The 25102-nt window shown below is 72.3% G+C and carries 7 protein-coding genes; 6 read left to right on the forward strand and 1 reads right to left on the reverse strand.

The features are described from left to right. Positions 1-52: 52 nt before the first annotated feature. Positions 53-358 carry a hypothetical protein gene (locus DL991_RS09970; protein WP_125783281.1) on the reverse strand — a complete coding sequence of 102 codons (306 nt, stop codon included), beginning with the start codon at positions 356-358 and terminating at the stop codon, positions 53-55. A gap of 242 nt (positions 359-600) precedes the next feature. Here DL991_RS09970 and DL991_RS09975 point away from each other — a divergent pair, with 242 nt between their 5' ends. The 6 genes from DL991_RS09975 (at position 601) to DL991_RS42575 (ending at position 25100) form a co-directional block, all read left to right on the forward strand. Continuing rightward, positions 601-1788: a DUF993 family protein gene (locus DL991_RS09975; protein ID WP_233598763.1), complete on the forward strand. Its 1188-nt coding sequence runs from the start codon at positions 601-603 to the stop codon at positions 1786-1788. A 30-nt stretch (positions 1789-1818) separates the two neighbouring features. Further along, positions 1819-12018, forward strand: a complete 10200-nt coding sequence (locus DL991_RS09980) for a type I polyketide synthase (RefSeq protein ID WP_125783285.1) — start codon at positions 1819-1821, stop codon at positions 12016-12018. A gap of 1027 nt (positions 12019-13045) precedes the next feature. After that, positions 13046-14275, forward strand: a complete 1230-nt coding sequence (locus DL991_RS09985) for a cytochrome P450 (RefSeq protein WP_125783286.1) — start codon at positions 13046-13048, stop codon at positions 14273-14275. Beyond that, positions 14272-14502 carry a ferredoxin gene (locus tag DL991_RS09990; RefSeq protein ID WP_233598764.1) on the forward strand — a complete coding sequence of 77 codons (231 nt, stop codon included), beginning with the start codon at positions 14272-14274 and terminating at the stop codon, positions 14500-14502. Before DL991_RS09985 ends, DL991_RS09990 begins: the two co-directional genes overlap by 4 nt. Then, positions 14499-15878, forward strand: a complete 1380-nt coding sequence (locus DL991_RS09995) for an NAD(P)/FAD-dependent oxidoreductase (protein ID WP_125783290.1) — start codon at positions 14499-14501, stop codon at positions 15876-15878. The genes DL991_RS09990 and DL991_RS09995 overlap by 4 nt, the downstream gene beginning before the upstream one ends. 45 nt (positions 15879-15923) lie before the next feature. After that, a complete protein-coding gene (locus DL991_RS42575) occupies positions 15924-25100 on the forward strand; it encodes a type I polyketide synthase (protein WP_158634398.1) in 9177 nt (3058 codons plus the stop codon). Positions 25101-25102: the final 2 nt, after the last annotated feature.

The following is a 25102-nucleotide window of genomic DNA, read 5'->3' on the forward strand; positions in this document are numbered from 1 at the left end:
GGATGCCGTCCCTTCTGCTGATCCCGCCCACCATGAGTTCACCAGGCGCGTCCTATGGCAGATATACGCGCTTGACCGCCAGTTCGACCGGTGGCTGGTCGCACGGGAGGTCGTGGAGCTTACGCAGGATGTCCACCAGGTCCGAGGTGATCTCGGCGCCGGTGGCGCGTGCCCGGGCGCCGATGGCGTCGGCCGTGTGGCCTCGGGCGGCGAGGGTCGCGATCCGCTGCTCGAACGGGGTCAGCCGCAGTTCGACCGGGTCGGCGGCCCTGGTGAAGCACCACGGCCTCCCGGTGGGGAGCTGGTCGGCGGGGTCGAGCGCTTGGTGCGGGGCGGGGCGCCGGTCGGCTAAGGCCATCGATCGAACCTCGCTATTCACTCGTTCGTATGAATTGTACGTATGAATACTTTACCGGACGAGGCCTGTTTCGTAAAAGCACGCAGCTTCGGCTCGGGTTGCCGGCCGCCAGTAGGGGCCGTCCCGACGGCTTAGGGGCCGGTAGCCGTGGTGGCTCGGTCGCCGCGGCCCTTCAATGGCGAAGCCCCCCTTTGCGCCGTCGTCCGCCGAGTCCGGCGAACCCGAGCCCTGGAGCTGATGTCGTGATCGAACTTCCGGAGCCGGACGGCACACTGGCGCCGTACGAGCCGTCCACCGTCCCGCGTGGGTTCACCCCGAGCAACGCGCCGTTCACCAGCCGCGTGGTGTTCTCCACCGCACATGTCGTGGCCGATCCGATGGCAGCGAACACCACGCTGCTGCTCGGTTTCGAGCCATTCCGCCCGCCCGCGATCGACTGGGACGCCACGATCGCGTTCCGCGGTCACCTGTGGGCGCAAGGGTTCGCCGTCGCCGAGGCGTTGGACACACAGAACCGCGCGATGGGGCTGGACTGGAGCGCGTCGGCCGAGCTGATCCGCCGCAGCGCCCAGGAGGCCCACGCGGTGGGGGGCCGGATCGCGGGTGGGGTATGGACCGATCAGCTGGACCCCATGCGCCCACACAGCATCGCCGACATCACCGCCGCCTACGAGGAGCAGATCGAGTTCGTCGAGGGCGTTGGCGCGCAGACGATCATCATGGCGAGTCCGCAGCTGGCCCAGACCGCGGCGAGTCCCGACGACTACGCCGCCGTTTACCGGCATCTCTTGGCCCAGGCCACGACGCCGGTGATCCTGCACTGGGTCCTGCCCGAGTCCGACCCCCGCCTTACCGGCTACTGGGGCCACACCGACTGGGACGCCGCGCTCGACGCCTTCGCCGCCGTTGTGAAGTCCAATGTGGACAAGGTGGACGGGGTCAAAGTCTGGCCGGTCTCGCGTGAGCGGGAGATCCAGCTGCGCCGGGTGATGCCCGAGGGTGTACACGTCTACAACGGCGACATCACCGACTTCCCCGAGCTGATCGAGGGCGACGAGCAGGGCCACTCCGACGCGCTGGCATCGGTGTTCGGGCCGCTGGCCCCGGTGATCGCCGGGGGATTCCGCGCGCTGGACGCCGGGGACACCGAGACCTACCGCGCCGAGCTGAAGTCGACGCTGCCGCTGGCCCAGCACCTGTTCGAAGGCGACGCGCTGTCGATGCGCTTCTTCAAGACCGATTTCGTCTTCCTTGCCTGGCTTTCCGGGCACCAGGAACACTTCCGGATGATCTGGGGCGAGCAGTCCGCCCGATCGGTGCCGCACCTGGCGAAGGCGTACCGCCTGGCCGACGGCCTGGGCCTGTTCCCCGACGCGGACCTCGCCGAGCACCGGATGCGCCTAGTCCTGGAAACCGCCGGAATCCGCTGACGCCCCACTTCCCGCGATTGGGTGATGACCATGGCGACAGACGCGAAGCTGCTCGACTACCTGAAAAAGGTCAGCGCGGAACTGCACCAGGCTCGCGCGCGGCTGCGCGCGGCCGAGGGCGCCGAAAGGGAGCCGATCGCGATCGTCGGGATGAGCTGCCGCTACCCCGGCGGCGTCCGCTCGCCGGAGGACCTGTGGCGGCTGGTGGCCGAGGGCGGCGACGCCATCGGCTCCTTCCCGGACGACCGCGGCTGGGACCTCGACGCGCTGTTCTCCGACGACCCGTCGCGATCGAGCTATGTGCGCGAAGGCGGGTTCCTCGCCGACGCGGGCAGCTTCGACGCCGGCTTCTTCGGCATCTCCCCGCGCGAAGCCGTGGCCATGGACCCGCAGCAGCGGATGCTGCTGGAGTTGGCGTGGGAGGCATGCGAGCGAGCCGCCATCCCGCCGGACGCGCTGCGCGGCGAGCGCGTCGGCGTGTTCGTCGGCACGGGCGCGCAGGACTACGAGTACCTGCACGAGCGTGACCCGGAGGGCACGGCGGCCTACGGCGCGACCGCGACCGCCGCCGCCGTCCTTTCTGGACGGATCTCCTACACCCTCGGCCTCGAGGGCCCGTCGGTCACCGTCGACACCGCCTGCTCATCGTCGCTTGTCTCCTTGCACCTGGCGGCGCAGGCGCTGCGCCAGCGGGAGTGCACCCTGGCGCTGGCCGGCGGTGCGACGGTGATCAGCACACCCGGGGTCTTCGTCGCTTTCTCCAAGCAGAGCGCGCTGGCCCGGGACGGGCGCTGCAAAGCGTTTTCCGACACCGCCGACGGCACCGGCTGGGGCGAAGGCGCCGGTCTGCTGGTGCTGGAGCGGCTCTCCGAGGCCGAGCGCAACGGCCACCAGGTGCTGGCCGTGCTGCGCGGCTCGGCGGTCAACTCCGACGGCGCGTCCAACGGGCTCACCGCGCCGAACGGGCCGTCCCAGCAGCGGGTGATTCGCCATGCGCTGGCCAACGCGGGTCTTGAGGCCGGCGACGTCGACTTGGTCGAAGCACACGGCACCGGCACCACCCTGGGCGACCCGATCGAGGCACAGGCACTGCTTGCCACCTACGGTCAGGGGCGCGCCGCCGACCAGCCGCTGTGGCTGGGTTCGCTCAAGTCCAACATCGGCCACACCCAAGCCGCGGCGGGCGTTGGCGCGGTCATCAAGACCGTGATGGCCCTGCGCGCCGGGGTCATGCCGCCCACCCTGCATGTCACCGAGCCATCGTCGCATGTGGACTGGACGGCAGGCGCGGTGCGGCTGCTGACCGAGTCCCGTCTGTGGGAGGCCGATCGGCCGCGCCGCGCGGGCGTGTCCTCCTTCGGCGTCAGCGGCACCAATGCGCATGTGATCATCGAACAGGCACAGCTCGCGGTGGACGTGCCCGCCGACTCGGACCCGGACCCGGTCGCGACTCCGGTAGTGCCGTGGCCGCTGTCCGGCCGCGACGCCGACGGCCTGCGGGCGCAGGCAAGTGCGTTGGCGACCGTCGACGCCGACCCCACCGACGTCGCCCACGCGCTGGCCACCACCCGGGCGGGCCTTGACCACCGCGCCGTCGTGCTCGGCGCCACCACCGCCGACCTGCGCGCCGGGCTCGACGCCTTGGCCGCGGACGCGGTCGCCCCGAGCGTCGTGCGCGGCTCGGTGCATCGCCCGAACGCGAACCGCGTCGCGTTCGTCTTTCCCGGCCAGGGCTCGCAGTGGGCGGGCATGGCGGTGGACCTGCTGGACACCGCGCCCACCTTCGCCCGCCGCATGGCCGAGTGCGCGGACGCGCTGCGCGAGTTCGTCGACTGGGACCTGATCGACGTCATCCGCGGGCTCGACGGGGCCCCCGGCTACGACCGGGTGGACGTCGTGCAACCCGCCCTCTGGGCGGTCATGGTCTCGTTGTCCGCGCTGTGGGAGCACTTCGGCGTCGCGCCGGAGGCTGTCGTCGGCCACTCGCAGGGCGAGATCGCCGCGGCCTGTGTCGCCGGCGCACTCACCCTGTCCGACGGCGCACGCGTCGTCGCGCTGCGCAGCCAGGTGATCGCCGAGGAACTGGCCGGGCTCGGCGGGATGATGTCCGTCGCACTGTCTGCTTCGGACACTCGCGAGCGGTTGGCGGCCTACGCCGACCGGCTGTCGATGGCCGCGGTCAACGGTCCCGGTTCCGCCGTGGTCTGCGGGCACGTCGACGCCCTGCACGAGCTGCGCGACCGGTTGGAGGCCGACGGCGTGCGGGCCCGGGTGATCCCGGTGGACTACGCGTCACACTCGATGTTCGTCGAGGGCATCCGCGAGCGCCTGCTCGATGTGCTGGCCCCGGTGCGGCCGCGCACCGCGGCCGTGGCGTTTTACTCGACGGTGGCGGGAGCGCCGATCGACACCGCCTCGCTGGACGCCGACTACTGGTACCGCAACCTCCGTCAGACCGTGCTGTTCGAGGACGCCACCCGCGCGTTGGTCGCCGACGGGTACGGCGTATTCGTCGAGTCGAGCCCGCACCCGGGGCTCCGGGTCGGTCTTGAGGAAACCTTCGCCGACCTCGGCGCCCAGGGCGCGGCGATCGGATCGCTGCGCCGTGGCGAAGGCGGGTTGGATCGCTTCGCCGCGGCGTTGGCCGAGGCTTGGGTGCGGGGTGCCCGCGTCGACTGGACTCGACTCGTCGCCCTCCGCCCCGGCCGGCGGGTGGATCTGCCGACGTACCCGTTCCGCCGCGACCGCCACTGGCTGGAGCCGGTTCCCGGCGCCGTCGCCGACGTGGCCGGGGCGGGACTGGCGGCGGCAGGCCACCCGCTTCTCGGCGCCGTCCTGTCGGCGCCGGGCGGGGGAATCGCCATGACCGGGCGGCTCTCCCTCGCCACGCACCCCTGGCTCGCCGACCACCAAGTGGGCGACAACGTGTTCTTTCCGGGCACGGGCTTCGTCGAACTCGCGCTGCGCGCGGGTGACCAGGCCGGGTGTGACCTGGTCGAGGAACTGACGCTGTCCGCGCCGCTCGAGCTGCCCCGGCGCGGGGCCGTGCGCGTACAGGTCGTCGTGGCCGAGCCGGAGGGCAGCGCGCGGCGGGTCGCCGTGTACTCCCGCGCCGAGGACGCCCCCGACGACCTGCCCTGGACCCAGCACGCCGACGGCGTGCTCACGACCGGCGCGACGGCCCCCGCCACGGAAGACACGGTGTGGCCGCCGCCGGGCGCGACCGCGTTGCCGGTCGACGGCATCTACGACGACCTCGCCGCCGCGGGCTTGGCCTACGGCCCGGTGTTCCAGGGGCTGACCGCGGCCTGGCGCGACGGCGGCGACGTGCTCGCCGAGGTCGTGCTGCCTCCGGCCGCCGCCGACCAGGCCGCCCGGTTCGGCCTGCATCCGGCGCTGCTGGACGCCGCCCTGCACACCGTCGCGCTGACCGACGTCGTCGGCAATGCCGCTGCCCTGCCGTTCGCCTGGTCCCGCGTGGCCCTGCACGCGGTCGGGGCGAGCAGCTTGCGGGTACGGCTGACGCCACTGCGTGAGGGCGTCGCGCGGGTGGCGGTGTCCGACGCGACCGGCGCGCCGGTCGCCACCATCGAGACACTGGCACTGCGGCCCGCGGCCGACGCCGCGGGAGCCCGCCCCGCCCACCACGACGCCTTGTTCCATCTCGGCTGGGTCCCGGTCCCTCCGGTGTCCTCGGACGCGGTCGCCCTCGAGGTCTTCCGTTCCGCGCCGGGCACCGATGCCGAGTCGGTCCACGCCGCGGCCCACCGGGCGCTGGCCCTGCTGCAGAAGCCGATCGCGGACGACGAGTCCACCGTGGTCATCGTGACCGATGGCGCGGTCGCGGTGCGCGGCGAGGACATCACCGACCTGGCGGGCGCGGCCGTGTGGGGCCTGGTTCGCTCAGCCCAGTCGGAGAACCCCGGTCGGTTCGTCCTCATCGACATCGAGCCGGGCACGGACGTGGACGCTGTGCTGCCTGCCGTCCTCGCCTCCGGTGAGCCGCAGGTGGCGGTGCGGGACGGAGAGATCCGCGCGGCCCGGCTCGCCCGCCTGCCCGGTGTGGCGGGGCAGCTGAACGCCGACCGCACCGTGTTGATCACGGGCGCGACCGGGCTGCTCGGCGGCCTGCTCGCCCGGCACCTCGTCAGCGAGCACGGCGTCCGAAAGCTGGTCCTGCTCGGCAGGCGCGGCGCGGACGCGGCAGGCATACCCGGGCTGACCACGGACCTTGCCGCGTCGGGCGCGGAGGTGTCGGTCGTGGCCTGCGATGTCGCCGACCGGTCCGCGGTGGCCGAGGTCCTGGCAGGCATCGACGACCTGGGCGCCGTAGTGCACGCGGCGGGCGTACGTGACGACGGAGTCGTGTCCTCGCTGACCCCCGAGCGCGTCGACGCGGTGTTCCGGTCGAAGGTCGACGCCGCGCTGGTCCTGCACGAGCTGACAGCCGAGCTGAACCTCGACGCTTTCATCCTGTTCTCCTCCGCGGCGGGCGTCCTCGGCGCTCCCGGTCAGGGCAACTACGCCGCCGCGAACGCTTTCCTCGACGGGCTGGCCGCATACCGGCACGCTCTCGGGCTGCCCGCACTCGCCCTGGCGTGGGGATTCTGGGAGCAGGCAGGTGACATGACCGGCGACCTTGACGCCGCCGACCGCGACCGCATGTCCCGCAACGGTTTGCTCGGGCTGGCCGCCACGCAGGGATTGGCCCTGTTCGACGCCGCGCTCGGCGCGGGCGTGGCCGTCGCGGTGCCCGCCAGGCTGGACCTGGCGGGTCTGCGCGCCCGCGGCGAGCCACCGCAGTCGGTGCTGCGCGGGCTGGTTCCTGCCGTGCGCCGCACGGCCGCGGGTGGCTCGGCAACCGGTGGCTCGTTCGCTGAGACGATCGCCCGGCTGCCCGAGGCCGATCAGGTCGCCGCCGCGCTGGACCTGGTGCTGGGCCGGGTGGCCGTGGTCCTCGGCTACGGCTCCGGTTCCGCGGTGGACCCCGAGCGGGCCTTCCGTGAGTTGGGCTTCGACTCGCTCAGCGCCGTGGAGTTCCGCAACCACCTCGGCGAGGCGTTGGGCAGACGGCTGCCTGTCACCCTGGTGTTCGATCATCCGACCCCGCGCGCGCTGGCCCGGCACCTCGTCGCCGAGTCGACCGGAACGGCGGTCGCCGGGCGGCCGGCCACCACCGGCGGTTCGGCCGCCGACGAACCGATCGCGATCGTGGCGATGGCCTGCCGCTACCCGGGTGGGACGACCTCGCCCGAGGACCTGTGGCGGATGGTGGCAGGCGGCGTCGATGTGGTCTCGGACTTCCCGGCCGACCGCGGCTGGGACGTCGAGCGGCTCTACGACCCCACCGGAGAGCGGCCCAACACCAGCTACGTGCGCCAGGGCGGGTTCCTGCACGACGCGGCCGACTTCGACGCGGACTTCTTCGGCATCAGCCCCAACGAGGCCCGCGCCATGGACCCGCAGCAGCGGCTGCTGCTGGAGGTCGCGTGGGAGGCGTTCGAGCGGGCAGGCATCGACCCGGTGTCCCTGCGCGGCAGCGACACCGGCGTGTTCGCGGGCCTGATGTCGCACGACTACGCCGCCAACAGCAGCACCGGCGCGATCGCGTCCGGCCGGATGTCCTATGTGTTCGGTCTGCAGGGCCCGGCGATCACCGTCGACACGGCGTGCTCGTCGTCGCTGGTGGCACTACACCTGGCTGTCCGGTCGCTGCGGGACGGGGAGTGCTCGCTGGCCATCGCCGGCGGTGTGTCGGTACTGGCGACGCCGGAGATGTTCGTCGAGTTCAGCCGCCAGCGCGGACTGTCCCCGGACGGACGCTGCCGGACGTTCGCGGCGGGCGCGGACGGCACGGGCTGGGGCGAGGGCGCGGGCGTGCTGCTGGTGGAGCGGCTCTCGGATGCGCGTCGCCTCGGTCATCCGGTGGTGGCCATCGTCCGGGGCACCGCCGTGAACCAGGATGGCGCGTCGAATGGGCTGACCGCGCCGAGCGGTCCCGCCCAGGAGCGGGTGATCGCCGCTGCACTGGCGGACGGCGGTCTCACTCCGTCCGAAGTGGACGCTGTCGAGGCGCACGGGACGGCCACGACGCTGGGCGATCCGATCGAGGCGCGGGCACTGCTGAGCGCGTATGGGCAGGATCGGTCCGAGCCGCTGTGGCTGGGATCGGTCAAGTCGAACATGGGTCACACCCAGGCCGCGGCCGGTGTCGCCGGAGTGATCAAGATGGTGCAGGCCATCTCGCACGGGACGTTGCCCCAGACCCTGCACGTGGACGAGCCGACGCCGCACGTCGACTGGTCCGACGGGCAGGTGCGGCTTCTCACCGAGCCCAGGGACTGGCCCGCGGTCGACCGGCCGCGCCGGGCCGGGATCTCCTCATTCGGGATCAGCGGCACCAACGCGCACGTCATCGTCGAACAGCCGCCTGCCAAGGACATCGCCGGCGCTGAGGTGCTGCCACTTCCGGCTGTACCGGTTGTCGTGTCAGGCAAGACCGCGGCAGCCCTGCGCGAGCAGGCCCAGCGGCTGGCTGTCGCTGGTGACACCGCGCTGCTCGACCTCGCCTACACGGCCGCGGCGCACCGGTCCGCCCACGACTACCGGGCAGCCGTCGTCGCCGAGGACCGCGATGGCCTGCTGGCCGGACTGGCCGCGGTGGCAGCCGGTGAGACCACCCCGCACGTCGTGACCGGGCTCGCCAGGGAGATCGGCGGCACCGCGTTCCTGTTCACCGGACAAGGCGCCCAGCGCGTCGGCATGGGCCAAGAGCTGTTCGCGACCTTCCCGGTGTTCGCCGCCGCCTTCGACGCCGCGGTGTCCGAACTGGACGAACATCTGGACACACCGCTGCGCGAGGTGATGTGGGGTGGCGCGCAGGCCGCGCTCAATCGCACCGAGTTCGCGCAGCCCGCGCTCTTCGCCTTCGAGGTGGCGCTCTACCGGCTGGTCGAGTCCTGGGGCCTGCGCCCGGACTTCGTGGTCGGGCACTCGATCGGCGAACTGGCCGCCGCGCACGTCGCCGGGGTGTTCACCCTGTCCGACGCCGCCACCGTGGTGGCCGCCCGGGGCAGACTGATGCAGTCGCTGCCCGATGGCGGGGCCATGCTCGCGGTAGCCGCCGACGAGGACGAGATCGACGGTCCGGTGGACATCGCCGCGGTCAACGGTCCGGGCGCCGTCGTGCTGTCCGGCCCCGAGTCGGCGATCGCGGACGCACAGGAGCGTTTCGCCGCACTCGGGCGCAAGACATCGAGACTCGCCGTCTCACACGCCTTCCACTCGGCGCTCATGGACCCGATGCTCGACGAGTTCGCCGCGGTGCTCGGTAAAGTCACCCTGGCCGCGCCCGTTCTTCCCGTCATCTCGACGGTGAGCGGCGAGCGTTCGGTGGACTGGGCCGATCCCGATTATTGGGTTCGGCAGGTCCGCGCCACTGTGCGCTTCGCCGACGCCGTAACGACGGCCGCCGCCGCGGGAGTCCGCACGCACCTGGAGATCGGGCCGGACAGTGTCCTCAGTGGACTCGGCTCGGCCTGCGTTGACGCGGCCTTCGTGCCCGTCCAGCGCCGCGACCGGCCAGAGCCGGCCACCGTCGTAACGGCCGCGGCGACGGCGCACACCCGCGGGGTCGCAGTCGACTGGCAGGCGTTCTTCGCGGGCCGCGGCGCGACACGGGTCGACCTCCCCACCTACGCCTTCCAGCGCTCCCGGTACTGGATGAGCGCCCAGGACTACTGGCGTGAGGCGTGGGCGGGCAGCGCGGCAGGCCTCGGCGACGCGGCGTCCGCCGGACTGGACCCGATCGCCCACCCGCTGCTCACCGCGGTGGTCGAACTGCCCGGTTCCGACGAGACGATCATGACCGGCCAGATCTCCGTCGCGGCCCAGCCCTGGCTGCGCGACCACGCGCTCGGCGACACAATCCTGTTCCCTGGCACCGGTTTCGTAGACCTGGCACTGACCGCGGCAAGCCAAGTCGGCGCCGCCGCGCTCGCCGAACTGACCCAGCACGCCCCGCTCGCCCTGTCCGAGACCGGTGCTGCGGCACTGCGCGTCGTGGTCGCCGAAGACCGCTCGATCACCGTGCACTCCCGGCTCGACGGCGAACCTGACTGGACCCTGCACGCGAGCGGAATGCTCGGCGACGCACTCGGCACGGCAGACCCGCTGCGCTGGCCCCCGCCCGGCGAGCCCATCGACCTCGGCGGCTTCTACGAGACGGTCGCCGAAGCGGGTCTGCGCTACGGGCAGACGTTCCAGGGCCTCCGAGCGGCTTGGCGCAGCGGGGACGAGATCTACGCCGAGGTCTCCCTGCCGGTCACAGGCGGCTTCCTGGCGCATCCCGCCCTGATCGACGCCTGTCTGCACGCGCTGGGGCTGGACCAGGACTCGGTGCGGCTGCCGTTCGCCTGGACCGGTGTGTCCGCGCACGCCACGGCAGCCACCGACGTCCGGGCCAGGCTGAGGGTCGACGGCGACAAGGTCGCCGTGACCGTCACCGACCACACAGGACAGTCGGTCCTGAGCGTCGATTCGCTGGTCCTGCGCCGGCCACCCGCCCTCGCCCGGCGCGTCGACTCCCTGCACGCGATCACCTGGTCCAAAGTCGACGTCAGGAGCCGAGCCGAACCCGCCGCGGTAGTGGACATCGAACCCGGCGTGCACGACGCCGTGCACCGCGCGGTCGAGCACGTGCGCGACTGGCTGTCCGACGAACGCGGCGCCTTGGTCATTCGAACCCGCGGTGCGGTGTCGTTGGACGGCGAGGACATCACCGACCTCGCCGGAGCCGCTGTCTGGGGTCTCATCCGGTCCGCGCAGGCGGAGAACCCCGGCCGCTTCGTCCTCGCCGACTGCGCCCCCGAGGACGTCGGCCTGGTCGTCGCCTCCGGCGAACCCCAGGGCGCCGTCCGAGACGGAGCGGTGTGGGTCCCACGGCTGACCCGTGTCGCCCCGGGCGGGGAGGCCCCGCGCTTCGCAGGCACCACCCTGGTGACCGGCGCGACGGGCGCCCTCGGCGGGCTGGTGGCCCGGCACCTGGTGGCCGCGCACGGAGTCCGTGACCTCGTACTGGTGAGCAGGCGAGGTGGCCAGGCGCCCGGCATGGCCGAGTTGGTCGCCGACCTGTCCGGCCTCGGCGCGTCGGTCACTGTCGCCGCCTGCGACGCCGCCGACCGCGAGGCGATGGCCGCGGTGCTGGCGGGCATCGACGACCTGCGCGCCGTCGTCCACGCGGCGGGTGTGCTGGACGATGGCCTGGTGACCGGCCTCACCCCATCGCGGGTGGAGGCCGTCCTGCGCCCCAAGGTCGACGCCGCGCTTGTCCTGCACGAACTGACCGAGGACCTGGACGAGTTCGTCCTGTTCTCCTCGGCGGCAGGCGTTCTCGGCAACGCGGGCCAGGGCAACTACGCGGCGGCGAACAGCTTCCTCGACGCCCTCGCCGTGCACCGCCGGGCGCACGGCCTGGCGGCGCGGTCCCTGGCATGGGGCCCGTGGGACGCGGCGGGGATGGCGGACGCGCTCGCCGACACCGACCGCCGTCGGCTGGCCGAGTCCGGCATCGTCAGCCTGACCACGGAGCAGGCCCTTGCCCTGCTCGATGCTCCGACCGACCGCGCCGCTGTGGTCCCGATGCGCGTCGATCCAGTGAAGCTGGCGGCTGTCGAGAACCTGCCCCCTGTGCTCGGTTCGCTGGCCCTCGGCCCCACCCGTCGCAAGACGGCCGCCGTCGCTGACCTGTCGTCCCGTATCGCGGGCCTGTCAGGTTCGGACCTGCACGCGGCGTTGGTCGACTTCGTCCGCGGCCAAGCGGCCATCGTCCTCGGCCACGCCGACGCCGAACGGATCGAACCTGACCGCGCGTTCAGCGAACTGGGCTTCGACTCCCTGACCGCGGTGGAGTTCCGCAACGCGGTGCACAGGGCGAGCGGTCTGCGCCTGTCCGCGACAATGGTGTTCGACTACCCCAACGCCAACGCGCTTGCCGACGAACTGGCCACCATTCTGGCCCAGTCCGAACCGGTGTCGGAGGACGACGACCGCATCCGCAGGTTGCTGCACTCGGTCCCGATCGAACGTTTGCGCGCCGAGGGCCTCATCGACCGTCTGCTGTCCTTGGCGACCGAGCCGCCGACTGCGGACACCTTCCCCGGGGCCAGCACCGCGGACCTGGACACCTTGGCCGCGGAGGACTTGATCGCCATGGCCCTCGGCGACAACTGACCGGCAAGAGAAAGCAAGGCACGGCAAGACAATCCGCATATGAAGGCAACGTAACCACCCGAGTGCGCGACCCACGCCAAGCGGAGGCCCTAGGGTCCTGCATCGGAATTCGCGCCGTGAGTCCGTATCGATATCCGGCTGTTTCGCGCCTGGTCCGGGTTAATGAGCGTTCTAGTGAGGGGTAAGGCGAAGGTGGCGTGATGCCAAGGTGTGTCGCGAAAGCCACTTTCGCGACGCCTGATGTCCTGAAAGTGGCTTTCGCGACGCGGCCGCTGGGTGGTCGTGAGTGTTTCGGGTCGTTAGAACGCAATGCCACTCAGCTTGAGTTGATCATGAGCGGGGGTCTTCAGTGGCCGCCGGTCTGCTTGATCAAGTCGGATAAGTCACCGGCAGCGGACCCGGCGTGCGACTGTCCACACGGGACACCGATCGGGATCCGTGTGCCCGATTTGGGTGCTTTGCGCGGCTGCGTGCAGGGGTCGTGAGTGACAATGAGCGTTAGAGCGACCTTTGCCACTCACGACCCCTTGGCAGAACCCCCCATTTCGTCATCAATCGGACATTCAGTCAAGGAAATGTGTCCACAATGGACGCTCGGCGTGGCAGCTCCCGTCAGGCAGGGCAACCGAGCGCTTGACCTGCGGCCGCTGAAGATCCCCGCTCATGATCAACTCAAGCTGAGTGGCATTGCGTTAGAACGACACATGACACTCACGACCACCCAGCGGCCCCCTGTCCTTGGACACTCCGCACGGGGCCGGCTCCCGTGGCGGTCCGGAACCTCGCCATGAAGGCTTCCTGGCTACCTTGAAGTCAGCGAAATGCTCGCGGCCTCAGCCGGCATCGTCACCGCACGAAACAAGAAACAAGATCCTTCGGCGCCACGCCGAATCACCACCCGAGCGACGCGCCCGCGCCACGCCAAGCGGAGGCCCTAGGGGCACTTAGGGGTGGGGACACCGCCACTACGCGAATAGCGTCGTTCATGGCTCGCACACACCGGGAATCCCTGACTGAGAAGGCAACGATGACTGATCTCGCCAACGTCGATCCCAGCATCAGCGATCTGCCTACCTTCCCGCTGGCCCGCAAGTGCCCATTCAGCGGCACCCCGGAGTACGACCGCCTCCGCGCCGAAGAGCCGGTCAAGCGAGTCCGCATGCCGGTCACCGGCAAGCCCGCTTGGGTGGTGGCCCGCCATGACCTGGTGAAGGACGTCCTCAACAGCCCCACCATGAGCTCCAGCTGGAAGAACCCCGGCTACCCCCACCAAGTCCCCCTCTCCGAGGACTTCCTCGCCAACGTGGAACTCCCCCTGCTCGCCCTCGACGCCCCAGCCCACACGGTCCGCAGGCGCCTGCTGATCCCGGAGTTCACCGTCAAGCGCATGCAGGACCTCCGCCCCCGCATGCAGCAGATCGTCGACGACCGCATCGACGCGATGCTGGCCGACGGCGGCCCGATCGACCTGGTCCAGGCCCTCGCCGTCCCCGTCCCCACCCTGCTGTTCGCCGAGCTGATGGGCGCCCCGCCTGAGGATTCGGCCATGTTCCGGCGGCACGCCGAAGCCACCATGACCCGCGGCATCGACGCCGAAGCCCTCGACCACCTCCAGACGCGCATGGAAGCGCACCTGGACAAGCTGGTCACCGAGAAGGCAAGCCACCCCACTGACGACCTGCTCAGCCGCATCATCGGCAAGAACAGGGAGGACGGCGAACTCCAGCACCACGAGATGGTCGCCATCGCCCGCATGCTCATGTTCGGCGGCTTCGACACCGCCGCCAACATGATCTCCCTTGGCACGCTCACCCTGCTGCGCCATCCCGACCAGCTGGACCAGATCAAGCGCGACCCGTCGCTCACCCCGAAGGCGATCGGCGAGCTGCTGCGTTACCTGAGCATCAACGATTCCGCCAGCGGCCGGGTCGCCACCGCCGACACGAAGATCGGTGACGTGCTGATCCGCGAGGGCGAGGGCGTCGTGCTGCTCTACGGCTCGGCCAACCGCGACGAGGACGTGTTCCCCGACGGCGACACCTTCGACATCCACCGCGACACCCGCGGCCATGTCGCCTTCGGCGGCGGCGTGCACCAGTGCCCAGGCGCGAGCCTGGTCCGGCTGGAGTTGGAGATCGTCTTCAACACGCTGTTCGCCCGAATCCCCGGGCTGCGCCTCGCGGCGCCGTTCGATGAGCTGTCGTTCAAGGAAGACGCGCTCGTCTATGGCATGTACGCGTTGCCGGTGACCTGGTGAGCCGGCCGCACCTGGAGGTGGACCGCGAGCGGTGCGTCGGCACCGGCTCCTGCGTGTTCGCCGCCCCCGAGGTGTTCAGTCAGTCCGAAGTGGACGGACGGGTCGTCGTGCGGGACAACCATCCCGGCGAAGACCAGCGTGAGGCCGTCGAAGAGGCGGTCGACGTGTGCCCCGTCGCGGCGATCCTGCTGCGCGGCGCGGCCGAATCAGAGGGAGCCCGACCATGACCGGATCCGTCGTGCTGGGCGGTGGACTGGCGGGGATGCTCGCCGCCGCGGCGCTGGCCCGCCACTGCGACACCGTCACCGTCGTCGACGGCGACACGTTTCCCGCCGAGCCCGCGCCGCGTCGCGGCCTGCCGCAGGGCAAGCACAGCCACATGTTCATGGCGGGCGGCGTGGAAGCGCTCAACGCGCTCGTGCCGGGCGCGGTCGACGCGCTCGTCGCCGGAGGCGCGAACCGGCGCGGGATGCCGTGGGCCATGCTCACCCTTTCCGCGGGTGGCTGGTTCCCCCGCCACGAGGGCCCCTCGTACATCGTGGTGTGCAGCCGCGACCTGATCGACCACGTGGTGCGCGACCGGGTGCTGCGCGACCCCAAGATCAGCCTCGTCCCCGCCACCCGCGTCGTCGGCCTCACGGGCGACAGCGCACGGGTGACCGGTGCCCGCGTGTCCGGGGCGGACGACGTGGAGCGGGCGCTGCCCGCCGACTTCGTCGTCGACGCGACCGGCAGGCGCTCCAAGGCGCCGGAGTGGCTGGCCGAGCTGGGGGTGGACACGGTCGACGAGGAGTTCGTCGACTCCGGCCTGGCCTACGCGACCAGGCTGTTCACCGCGCCGAAGGGCACCAGCCCGGAACTACCCGCTGTGCTGGTGCAGCCGCGCGCCGGGACCGGCGAGCCCGGCCGGGGCGGCACGCTGTTCCCCATCGAGGGCGACCGGTGGATTGTCACGATGACCGGCACCCGCGGCGGCGAGCCACCGACCGACGACGCGGGTTTCGTCGAGTTCGCCCGGTCGCTGCCGAGCCCGCTCATCGCCGAGCTGTTCGCCAAGGCCGAGCCGATCACCGACGTGGCGCCCTACCGCGGCACCGTCAACCGGCGGCGCCACTTCGAGCGGATCGATGGCCCGGAGGGCTTCGTGGTGCTCGGCGACGCGCTGGCCGCGCTGAACCCGGTGTACGCGCACGGCATGTCCGTTGCGGCCCAGGAAGCCTTGGCGCTGCGCGACGAGCTGGACAGTATCGGCGTCAAGCCAGGGCTGGCCGCCGCCGCGCAGGCCGCGATAGCCGCCCGGGTGGAGACGCCGTGGGCGATGGCGGGGGATCAGGACCTCGCCTTCCCCGACGTGCGCACCAATCGGCGGCCGTCGCCGCCGCCGAGTCAGCAGGAACTGGACTTCCTGGCCCGGATGGCGCAGACCGCGCTCAGCGAGCCCGAGGTCGCCAACGCCCTGTTCGGCGTCTACACGCTCATCACGCCGCAGGCGGAGATGATGACGCCCCGCCTGCTGGAGCTGATCGAGCGCGGGCCGACCGCGGCGCCGCTGACCGCCGAGGCCGCCGTCGCGAACTTCCCGGAGTTCGGCGACCTTCTGTGACGTTTCCGGTTGTCCACTTTCCAATGAATGCCAAGGGGGTGCCCCGTGGGCGGTGACCGGTTTCCCTGGGTGGTGTCAGGGGCGGGTGCGGCTGCGCTGCGCGGGCAGGCCGCCCGGCTGCGGGAGCACCTCACCGGCGACATCTTCCGTCCGGTCGATGTCGGGCTCACGCTGACCAGCCGGTCGGCGCTGCGGCACCGCGCCACGGTGATCGGGTCCGATCCGGAGGAAATGCTGGCCTCGCTGGACGCGGTGGCCGCCGGCCGGCCCGGCGTCATCGCCGGCGTCGTGGCAGACCGTCCTCGGGTCCTCATCGACTACTCCGACGGGGAACCGGTGAACGCGGGTGCGCTGCTCGACGCATACCCGGCGTTCGCCACGCGGATCGCCGAGTGCGGACGGGCACTGGCCGACGTCGTCGACTGGGATCTGGAGCGGGTGCTGCGGTCGGGCGCGGACTCCCCGGACGTGGCCGGCGTCGCCACGTGGGCCGTCCAGGTCGCGCTGGCTGAACTGTGGCGGTCGTTCGGTGTCGTCCCCGACGCCGTCCTTGGCGACCGTTCCGGTGAGGTCGCCGCCGCTTGTGTCGCCGGCCTTCTGTCCCTCTCGGACGGTGCGCGGATCGCGGTCGTGCGGTCGAAGATGGTCGCCGCGGGCGCGGGTGCCACGGTCGCGGTGCGCGAGGCGATGTCGGTGCTGCTGGGCCAGGTGCGGACGACGACAGGCCGGATTCCGCTGTACTCCGGGCTGGCAGGGGAGGAGAAGGCCACCCTCGACGCCGACCACTGGTACCGCGGCCTGCACGAGCCGTCCCGCCGGGCGGACGCGTTGGCCGAAGCCCGTGCCGACCTGGTCATCGGAGCAGGCTCCGACCTGCTCACCGGGCTTGCCGAGGCGTGGGTGAAGGGCGTCGCCGTGAACTGGCCGGCCTGGTTCGCGGGCGCCGACGCGGTGCCGGTCGACCTTCCGACGTACGCATTTCAGCGCAAGCGCTACTGGATGGACGCGACGCGCGGCGACCGTGCCGTCAACGGGGCGGACTCGATCGACCACCCGCTGCTTGCCACCGTCGCCGAGCTGGCCGACGGCGCGGGCCACCTCTTCGTCGGCGACATCGCGACGCGAACCCACCCATGGCTGGCCGACCACGCCGCGCTGGGCACGGTGCTGCTCCCAGGCACCGCCTTCGTCGAACTGGCCTTGTGCGCGGGCGAACGCCTCGACGCGGGCACGCTCGCGGAGCTGACCCTGGAGGCGCCGCTGCCGGTGCCCGCCGTGACGTCCGTCCGATTACAGGTGATGGTGGGCGCCCCAGAGCCCGACGGTGGCCGCACCGTCGCCATCCACTCCCGCGTCGCGGACGGTGCGTGGGTACGCCACGCCGTCGGCACCCTGACCTCCCGCTCCGCCGACGTCCCCGCCGCGATGGCCTGGCCCCCGCCCGGCGGCGAGCGCCTCGACCTCGCCGACGCCTACGACCTGCTGCGCGAGCGTGGCTACGCCTACGGCGCCACATTCCAGGGCCTGCGCGCCCTGTGGCGACAGGACGATGTTCTGTTCGCCGAGGTCTCCCTCCCCGAGTGGACCCACCCCGACGCGGTCCGGTGCGTGCTGCACCCGGCCTTGCTCGACGCCGCCCTCCACGCCGACCTGGTCGCGGGCCCGGACAGCGGGCCGGTCCTGCCGTTCGCCTGGCACGGCGTGACCGCCCACTCGACCGGCGCGACCACTCTGCGCGTGCGCCTCGCCCCGGCTGGGCAGGACAAGACCGAGATCACAGCGGTGGACGAGGCGGACCGCCCGGTCCTGTCGGTGACCTCGCTGTCGGCCCGCCCGGTCACCGCCGACCGAATCGCCGCGGGCCGCTCCACCACCGCCCCGTTGGGCCTGGTCTGGAACCCCGTCCCCCTGCCTGAGCCCGCCGCTTCCCTCCGCCTGGCCTCGCTGAACGAGGCGAACCCCTTCGAACTCCCCGGCTACACCGAGGTCCCGGACGCCGAGCTTGTCCTCTGTCCCATCACCCGGTCCGGCGGTGCTGTCCCCGACGCCGTCCGGGCGAGCGCCGCCCGCGTTCTCGAGCTCGTCCAGCGCTGGCTGGCCGAAGATCACGCCGCCCGTCTCGTCGTCATCACCGCCGAGGCCATGGCGGCCGGCCCCGCCGAGTCCGGTGACCCCGCCCTTGCGCCCATCTGGGGACTCGTCCGCGCCGCCGAAGCCGAACACCCCGGCCGGTTCGTCCTCGTCGACACCGACAGCTCCGCCGAGTCCACCGCCGCCCTGCACGACGCCTTGGCGCTCGGGGAGCCCGAGTTCGCCCTGCGCGCGGGCGAGGTCCGGGTGCCAAGGGCAGCCCGCCGCGCGCCCACCGGCTCGGCCCCACGGCTCGACCCTGACGGCACCATTCTCGTCACGGGTGGCACCGGCGGACTCGGCGCGGTCGTCGCCCGCCACCTCGTCGCCGCGCACGGTGTGACACGGCTGCACCTGGTCTCCCGCCGCGGCCCCGCCGCCCCCGGTGCCGGCCAACTCCGCGACGACCTGACCGCGCTCGGCGCGGAGGTCACCATCGCCGCCGCCGATCTCGCCGACCGGGACGCGGTCGCCGCGCTGCTAGGCGGCATCGACCGGCTGACCGGCGTCGTGCACTGCTCGGGCGTCCTCGATGACGGGGTGATCGAGTCGATGACACCCGAACGGCTCGACACCGTGCTGGCCGCCAAGGCCGACGCCGCCTGGCACCTGCACGAACTCACCGAGAACCTCGCCGTCTTCGCGGTCTTCTCCTCGGCTGCCGGCGTCCTCGGCGCGGCGGGCCAGGCCAACTACGCCACCGCGAACGTATTCCTCGACGCCCTCGCCGCGCACCGTCGCGCACAGGGCCTGCCCTGCACCGCCATCGCCTGGGGTCTCTGGGCGGGCGACGGCATGGGCGCGCACCTGACCGAGACCGACTTGAGCAGGCTGCGCCGCCAGGGCTTCCCCGCACTGTCCCAAGAGGATGGTCTGGCGCTCTTCGATGGCGCTCTGCGTGCCGACACCCCGGTCGTCCTCGCGCTCAAGCTCGACATTCCGGCACTGCGCGCCGACGGAGCGAGTCAGCCGGTGCTCCGTGACCTGGTCCGGGCCCGCCAGACCCAGACCGCCGACTCCGACCTGGCCCGCAGGCTGACCGGGCTGACCGGCGCCGACCGCGACCGGGCTCTGCTCGACATCGTCCGCGCCCATGTCGCCACCGTGCTGGGACATGAGACCACGGACGCCGTCGAGCCCGATCGCGCGTTCTCCGAATTGGGCTTCGACTCCCTCGCCGCAGTCGAACTGCGCAACCGCCTCCAGACGGACACGGGGGAGCGGCTGGCCGCCACCCTCGTGTTCGACCATCCGAGCTCCCGCGCCGTCGCCGAGCACCTACGCGACCGGATCAGCGCGCCTCCAGTCGCCCGCCAGGCCGTCGTGACCGCCAAGACCGACGAGCCGATCGCCATCGTCGCGATGGCGTGCCGCTACCCGGGCGGCGTGCGCTCGCCGGAAGACCTCTGGCGCCTGGTCGACGATGGTGTCGACGCGACCTCCCCGTTTCCGGCGAATCGTGGCTGGGACGTCGACGGCCGCTACCACCCCGAGCCCGGCACCCCCGGCCGCACCTACACCCGCCGCGGCGCGTTCCTGCACGACGCCGGCGCCTTCGACCCCGCCTTCTTCGGCATCTCGCCCGCCGAGGCGATCGGCATGGACCCGCAGCAGCGGCTGCTGCTGGAGCTGTCCTGGGAGCTGTTCGAGCGGGCGGGTGTCGACCCGGCCACGCTGCGAGGCAGTGACACCGGTGTCTTCACCGGCGTCATGTACCACGACTACCCGCTGGCGAGTGCGATCGGCTCGATCGTCTCCGGCCGCCTCGCCTACAACTACGGCCTGGAGGGGCCCGCGATCTCGCTGGACACGGCGTGCTCGTCGTCGCTGGTCGCGCTGCACCTCGCGGTTCGTTCGCTGCGGTCTGGCGAGTGCTCGCTCGCGGTCGTCGGCGGTGCGACCGTCATGGCCACCATGGACACATTCATCGAGTTCAGCCGCCAGCGCGGGCTTTCCTCGGATGGCCGCTGCCGCTCCTTCGACGCCGCCGCCGACGGCACCGGCTGGGGCGAGGGCGCGGGCCTGCTGCTGATCGAACGCCTCTCCGACGCCCGGCGGCACGGCCACCCGATCCTCGCGATCGTCCGCGGCACCGCCGTCAACTCCGACGGCGCGTCCAACGGGCTCACCGCCCCCAACGGCTCCGCGCAGCAGCGGGTGCTCACTCAGGCGCTGGCCGACGCCGGGCTCGAACCCTCCGATGTGGACGCTGTGGAGGCGCACGGCACCGCGACGACCCTCGGCGACCCGATCGAGGCACAGGCCCTGCTCGCCACCTACGGCCAAAACCGGACCGAGCCACTCTGGCTCGGTTCGATCAAGTCGAACATCGGCCACACCCAGGCCGCCGCCGGGGTCGCCGGTGTGATCAAGATGGTCGAGGCCATCCGCCGCCGCGCCCTGCCGCGCACCCTGCACCTGACCGAGCCCACCCCCGAGGTCGACTGGACATCGGGCGCGGTCGCCCTGCTCGCCGAGCCACAGCCATGGCCCCACGTCGACCGGGCCAGGCGCGCGGGGGTGTCGTCCTTCGGGATCAGCGGCACCAACGCCCATGTCATCATCGAGCAGGCCGACGCCCTCGACCGGATCGCGCTGCTGTTCAACGGGCAGGGCGCCCAGCGCCTTGGCATGGGCCGCGACCTGTACCACCGGTACCCGGAGTTCGCGTCCGCGTTCACGGCGGCGGTGTCCGAACTGGACGACCACCTCGCGACCCCGCTGCTCGACGTCATGTGGGGCGACGACGACTCCGCCCTCGGCCGCACCGAGTACGCGCAGCCCGCCATCTTCGCGATCGAGGTCGCGCTCTACCGGCTGCTGGAGTCGCGCGGCGCCGCGCCGGACTTCCTGGCCGGGCACTCGATCGGCGAGCTGGCCGCCGCGCACGTGGCCGGAGTGCTGACCTTGCCCGACGCCGCCCGCCTCGTCGCCGCGCGTGGACGACTCATGGGCGCGCTCCCGCCGGGTGGCGCGATGCTGGCGGTCCAGGCGAGCGAGGCCGATGTGGCGCACCTGTGCGGACCGGACCTCGCGCTCGCCGCCGTCAACGGCCCCGACGCCGTCGTCTTGGCGGGCGCCGAAGCGGCCGTCGAGGCGGCGCGCGCGGCGCTCAAGGACCACAAGACCAAGCGCCTCGCCGTGTCGCACGCCTTCCACTCCGCCCTCATGGAGCCGATGCTCGCCGATCTCGCCGAGGTCGCGCGGTCGATGACCTTCCATGAGCCGCGCATCCCGATGGTGTCGACGGTCACCGGCAGGATCGCCACCGACCTGTGCGACCCCGACTACTGGGTGCGCCAAGTCCGCGCCACCGTCCGCTTCGCCGGCGCCCTGCGCACCCTCGCCGCCGAGGGCGTGTCCCGCTTCGTCGAGCTGGGGCCCGAAGCCGTACTGTCCGCGGCGGGACCCGCCAGCGTGGAAAACGGCGTCTTCGTCCCGGCCGTCAGCAGCCGCGACCCGCAGGCGCTCGACACCGCGTTCACTCTCCTGGGCCTGCAGGCCCACCCAGTGGGTGACGTCGTGCCACTGGTCATCTCGGCACGGACCGCGGACACGCTCGCCGGCCAGGCCGCCGCACTCCGCGAGCCGCTGGCCGAGAACCGTCCGCTCGATGTCGCGTTCGCCGCGGCGACCACCCGCACTCCGATGCGCCACCGTGCCGTCGTCGTCGGCGCGGACCGGGAGGAGTTGTCGCGTGGCCTCGACGCGGTCACGACGGGGGAGCCGGTCACGACCGGCGGGCTCGCGTTCTTCTTCACCGGCCAAGGCGCCCAACGCCTGGGCATGGGACGGGAGCTGGCGGCCGTGTTCCCGGTGTTCGCCGAGGCGTTCGACGCCGTCGTCGCCGAGCTGGACCGCCATCTGGACCGGCCGCTGCGCGACGTCGTGTGGGGCGACGACCAGGACACCCTCGACCGCACCGAGTTCGCCCAGCCCGCCCTGTTCGCCATCGAGGTCGCGCTGTACCGGTTGTTCCGGTCCTGGGGCGTGACGCCGGACCTGCTGGCCGGGCATTCCATCGGCGAGCTGGCCGCCGCGCACGTCGCGGGTGTCTGGACGCTGCCGGACGCCGCCCGCGTCGTGGCCGCCCGCGGCAGGCTGATGCAGGCGCTGCCGCCGGGCGGTGCCATGGTCGCGCTGACCGCGACCGAGGCCGAGGCCCTGACGCTGTGTACCGACCAGGTGAGCGTCGCCGCGGTGAACGGGCCAGCCTCCGTCGTGCTGTCCGGGCAGGCCGGCGCGATCGCCGAGATCACTGCACGGTTCGTCGCCGACGGCCGCAAGGCCAAGCGGCTCGCGGTCTCGCACGCCTTCCATTCGCCGCTGATGGAGCCGATGCTCGACGAGTTCGCCGCCGTCCTCGCGGGCGTGGAGTTCGCCGAGCCCGCCGTGCCGATCGTCTCGACGGTGACCGGTGACCTGCTCAAGGACTGGAACGACCCGGGCTACTGGGTTCGCCAGGTCCGCGAGCCCGTGCGGTTCGCCGACGCCTTGTCCGCCGTGGACCGTCTCGGCACGGGCACCGGCTTCGAACTGGGACCGGATGCGGTCCTCACGGCGATGGGCGCCGACTCGAACCTGGGCGGATTCATCGCCGCCCTGCGCCGCGACCGCGGTGAGGAACGCGCTGTCGTGACCGCCGTGGGCGCCGTGCACACCCGCGGTCACGCCGTCGACTGGCAGGCGTTCTTCGCAGGCCGCGGCGCCCGCCGCGTCGACCTGCCCACCTACGCGTTCGGGCACCGGGAGTTCTGGCTGGAGGCGCAAGCGGCAGGCGACGCGACCGCCGTCGGGCAGACGGCCGCCGTGCACCCGCTGCTCGCCGCGGTCGTCACCCTGCCGGAGACCGGCGGGGTCGTGCTGACCGGCAGGCTGGGCGTCGCCAACCAGCCGTGGCTGGCCGACCACACCGTGCACGGCGTGCCCGTGTTCCCGTCGGCAGGCCTGGTCGAGCTGGCCCTGCACGCGGGTTCCTATGTGGACACTCCCATGCTCGCCGAGCTGACCGTCGAGCGGCCGCTCGTCACCGCCCACCTGGTCTCGGTCCAGGTCGCGGTCGGAGCGGCAGGGGAAAGCGGCGTCCGGCCGGTCTCCCTGCACTCCCGCCGCGAAGGCGGGTCATGGGTGCGCAACGCCGTGGGCACGCTCGCCGCCGCGGACGACGCGCCCGTCGACCTGACCGGCGAGGACGTGGACGTTCCCGACGGCATCGACCCGTCGGGGTACGGGCTACACCCCGCCGTGCTCGACGCCGTGCTCGCCGGGGACGGCGTCATCGCTCGTCGCTGGCGCCGGGTCGTCCTGCACTCCCCGGGCGCACATCCGGCCCGGGTTCGGAGGAGTTCGCCGCCCGACGACGGTGTGGGCGTCGCCGTGTTCGACGCCACGGGCTCGCCCGTGCTCACCGTGGAATCCGTGGTGTCCGGCCCGGTCACCCCCGAGGAGGTCGCCGTGCCCGACGACTCGCCCGCCCCGTCCCTGTTCGGCCTGCGGTGGGAGGTCCTCGCCGACCCGCCCGCCCCGGACGGCACGCACTTGGTCACCATCGAGGAGGCACGCGGGCTCGACACCGTGCCTGCCGTCGTCATCTACCGTTGCCCCCACGCGGACGGGACGCCCGCGGAAGCCGCGACCGCGGTGGCCCGCGAGGTGCACGAGGTGCTGGACGAGTGGCTGTCGGACCCCCGCTACGCCCACGCCAAGCTCGTCATCGCCACCGACCGCGGCGTCGTTATCGAGGACAGCCCGATCACCTTGGCGCAGGGGCCGCTCTGGGGTCTCTGCTGGTCAGCACAGGACGCCAACCCCGGCCGGTTCATGCTGCTCGACACCGACGACAAGAGCGACGCCCTGCTCTCCGCCGTCGCCATGACCGGCATGCCGGTGGCGGGCCTGCGGGAAGGCCGTGTTTTCGCCCCGCGCCTGCTTCCCGCGCCCGACAACGCGAACCCCGCGCCCTGGCGCACGGGCGGCACGGTCCTCATCACCGGCGGCGCAACCGGTCCAGGCGCGCTGATCGCCCGACACCTCGTAGCCGCGCACGGAGTACGCAAGCTGATCCTCACCGGCCCGCCCGCCCCGGACCTCGTGGCGGAACTGACCGCCGCGGGCGCCGAAGTCCGCATCTCCGACGATCTTCCGGAGCTGCCCGACCTGGCGGGCGTCATCCACACCGACGGGGCGGCCGACCCAGCGGCCGACGACGCGGTCGTCGACACCGTGGTGCTTCCGCGCGCCGAGCGGGCCTGGCGGCTGCACGAGCTGACCCGGGACATGGACCTGTCGGCGTTCGTCCTCGTCTACAGCGCCGCCGGTCTGCTCCCCGGCCCGGCCCAGCCCGTATACGCCGCGGCGAACGTCTTCCAAGACGCGCTCGTCCGCCACCGCGCCGCCGCCGGGCTACCCGGCCTGTCGCTGGCGCTCGGCCCGTGGAGCGTCGACGGCTCGCCCGGACTTGCCCCCGCCCAGGCGCTCGCCGTCTTCGACGATGCGGTCCGCAGGCCCGACCCGGTGCTCATGCCGCTGGTACTGGACCAGATCGCCGCCCGCGCCGAGGTACCGAGCGCCCCGGCTCCGGTGTCGTTGCGGGACCGGCTCGACGGCTTGACCGACGGCGAACGTGACCGCGTCGTGCTGGACGCCGTGCGCGGGCAGGTCGCCGACATCCTCGGCCACGACGGCCCGCACGCGGTCGGCACGGACGACCCGTTCACCGATCTTGGTTTCGACTCGCTCGCCGCGGTCGAACTGCGCAAGCGGCTGTCCGAGGCGACCGGCCTCGACCTGCCCGCCACGCTCGTCTTCGACCACCCGACCGCCCGCGCGGTCGCCGGGGTGGTCGCCGACGGGCTCATCGCCCCGACCGACCCGATGCGGTCCGTGCTGACGGAGATGGACCGCCTCGACGCCGCGCTCGCCACGCTGACCCCGGTCGACGGCGACCACGACCGGGTGGCCGCCCGCCTTGAGGCGATGCTGCGTCGCTTTCGCGACGACCGCGGCGCTCCCGCCGAACCCGACGCGGACCTGGCGAGCGCCACCGACGACGAGCTGTTCGACGCCCTCGATCGCGAATTCGGCCTGTCCTGAAG

Origin of the sequence: Amycolatopsis sp. WAC 01375, assembly GCF_003947325.1 — a bacterium.
Lineage (GTDB): Bacteria > Actinomycetota > Actinomycetes > Mycobacteriales > Pseudonocardiaceae > Amycolatopsis.

Excerpts from the sequence above, each read along its gene's own strand:
- DL991_RS09970 (WP_125783281.1), bottom strand. The coding sequence starts at position 358 with ATGGCCTTAGCCGACCGGCGCCCCGCCCCGCACCAAGCGCTCGACCCC.
- DL991_RS09980 (WP_125783285.1), top strand. The coding sequence starts at position 1,819 with ATGGCGACAGACGCGAAGCTGCTCGACTACCTGAAAAAGGTCAGCGCG.
- DL991_RS09985 (WP_125783286.1), top strand. The coding sequence starts at position 13,046 with ATGACTGATCTCGCCAACGTCGATCCCAGCATCAGCGATCTGCCTACC.
- DL991_RS09995 (WP_125783290.1), top strand. The coding sequence starts at position 14,499 with ATGACCGGATCCGTCGTGCTGGGCGGTGGACTGGCGGGGATGCTCGCC.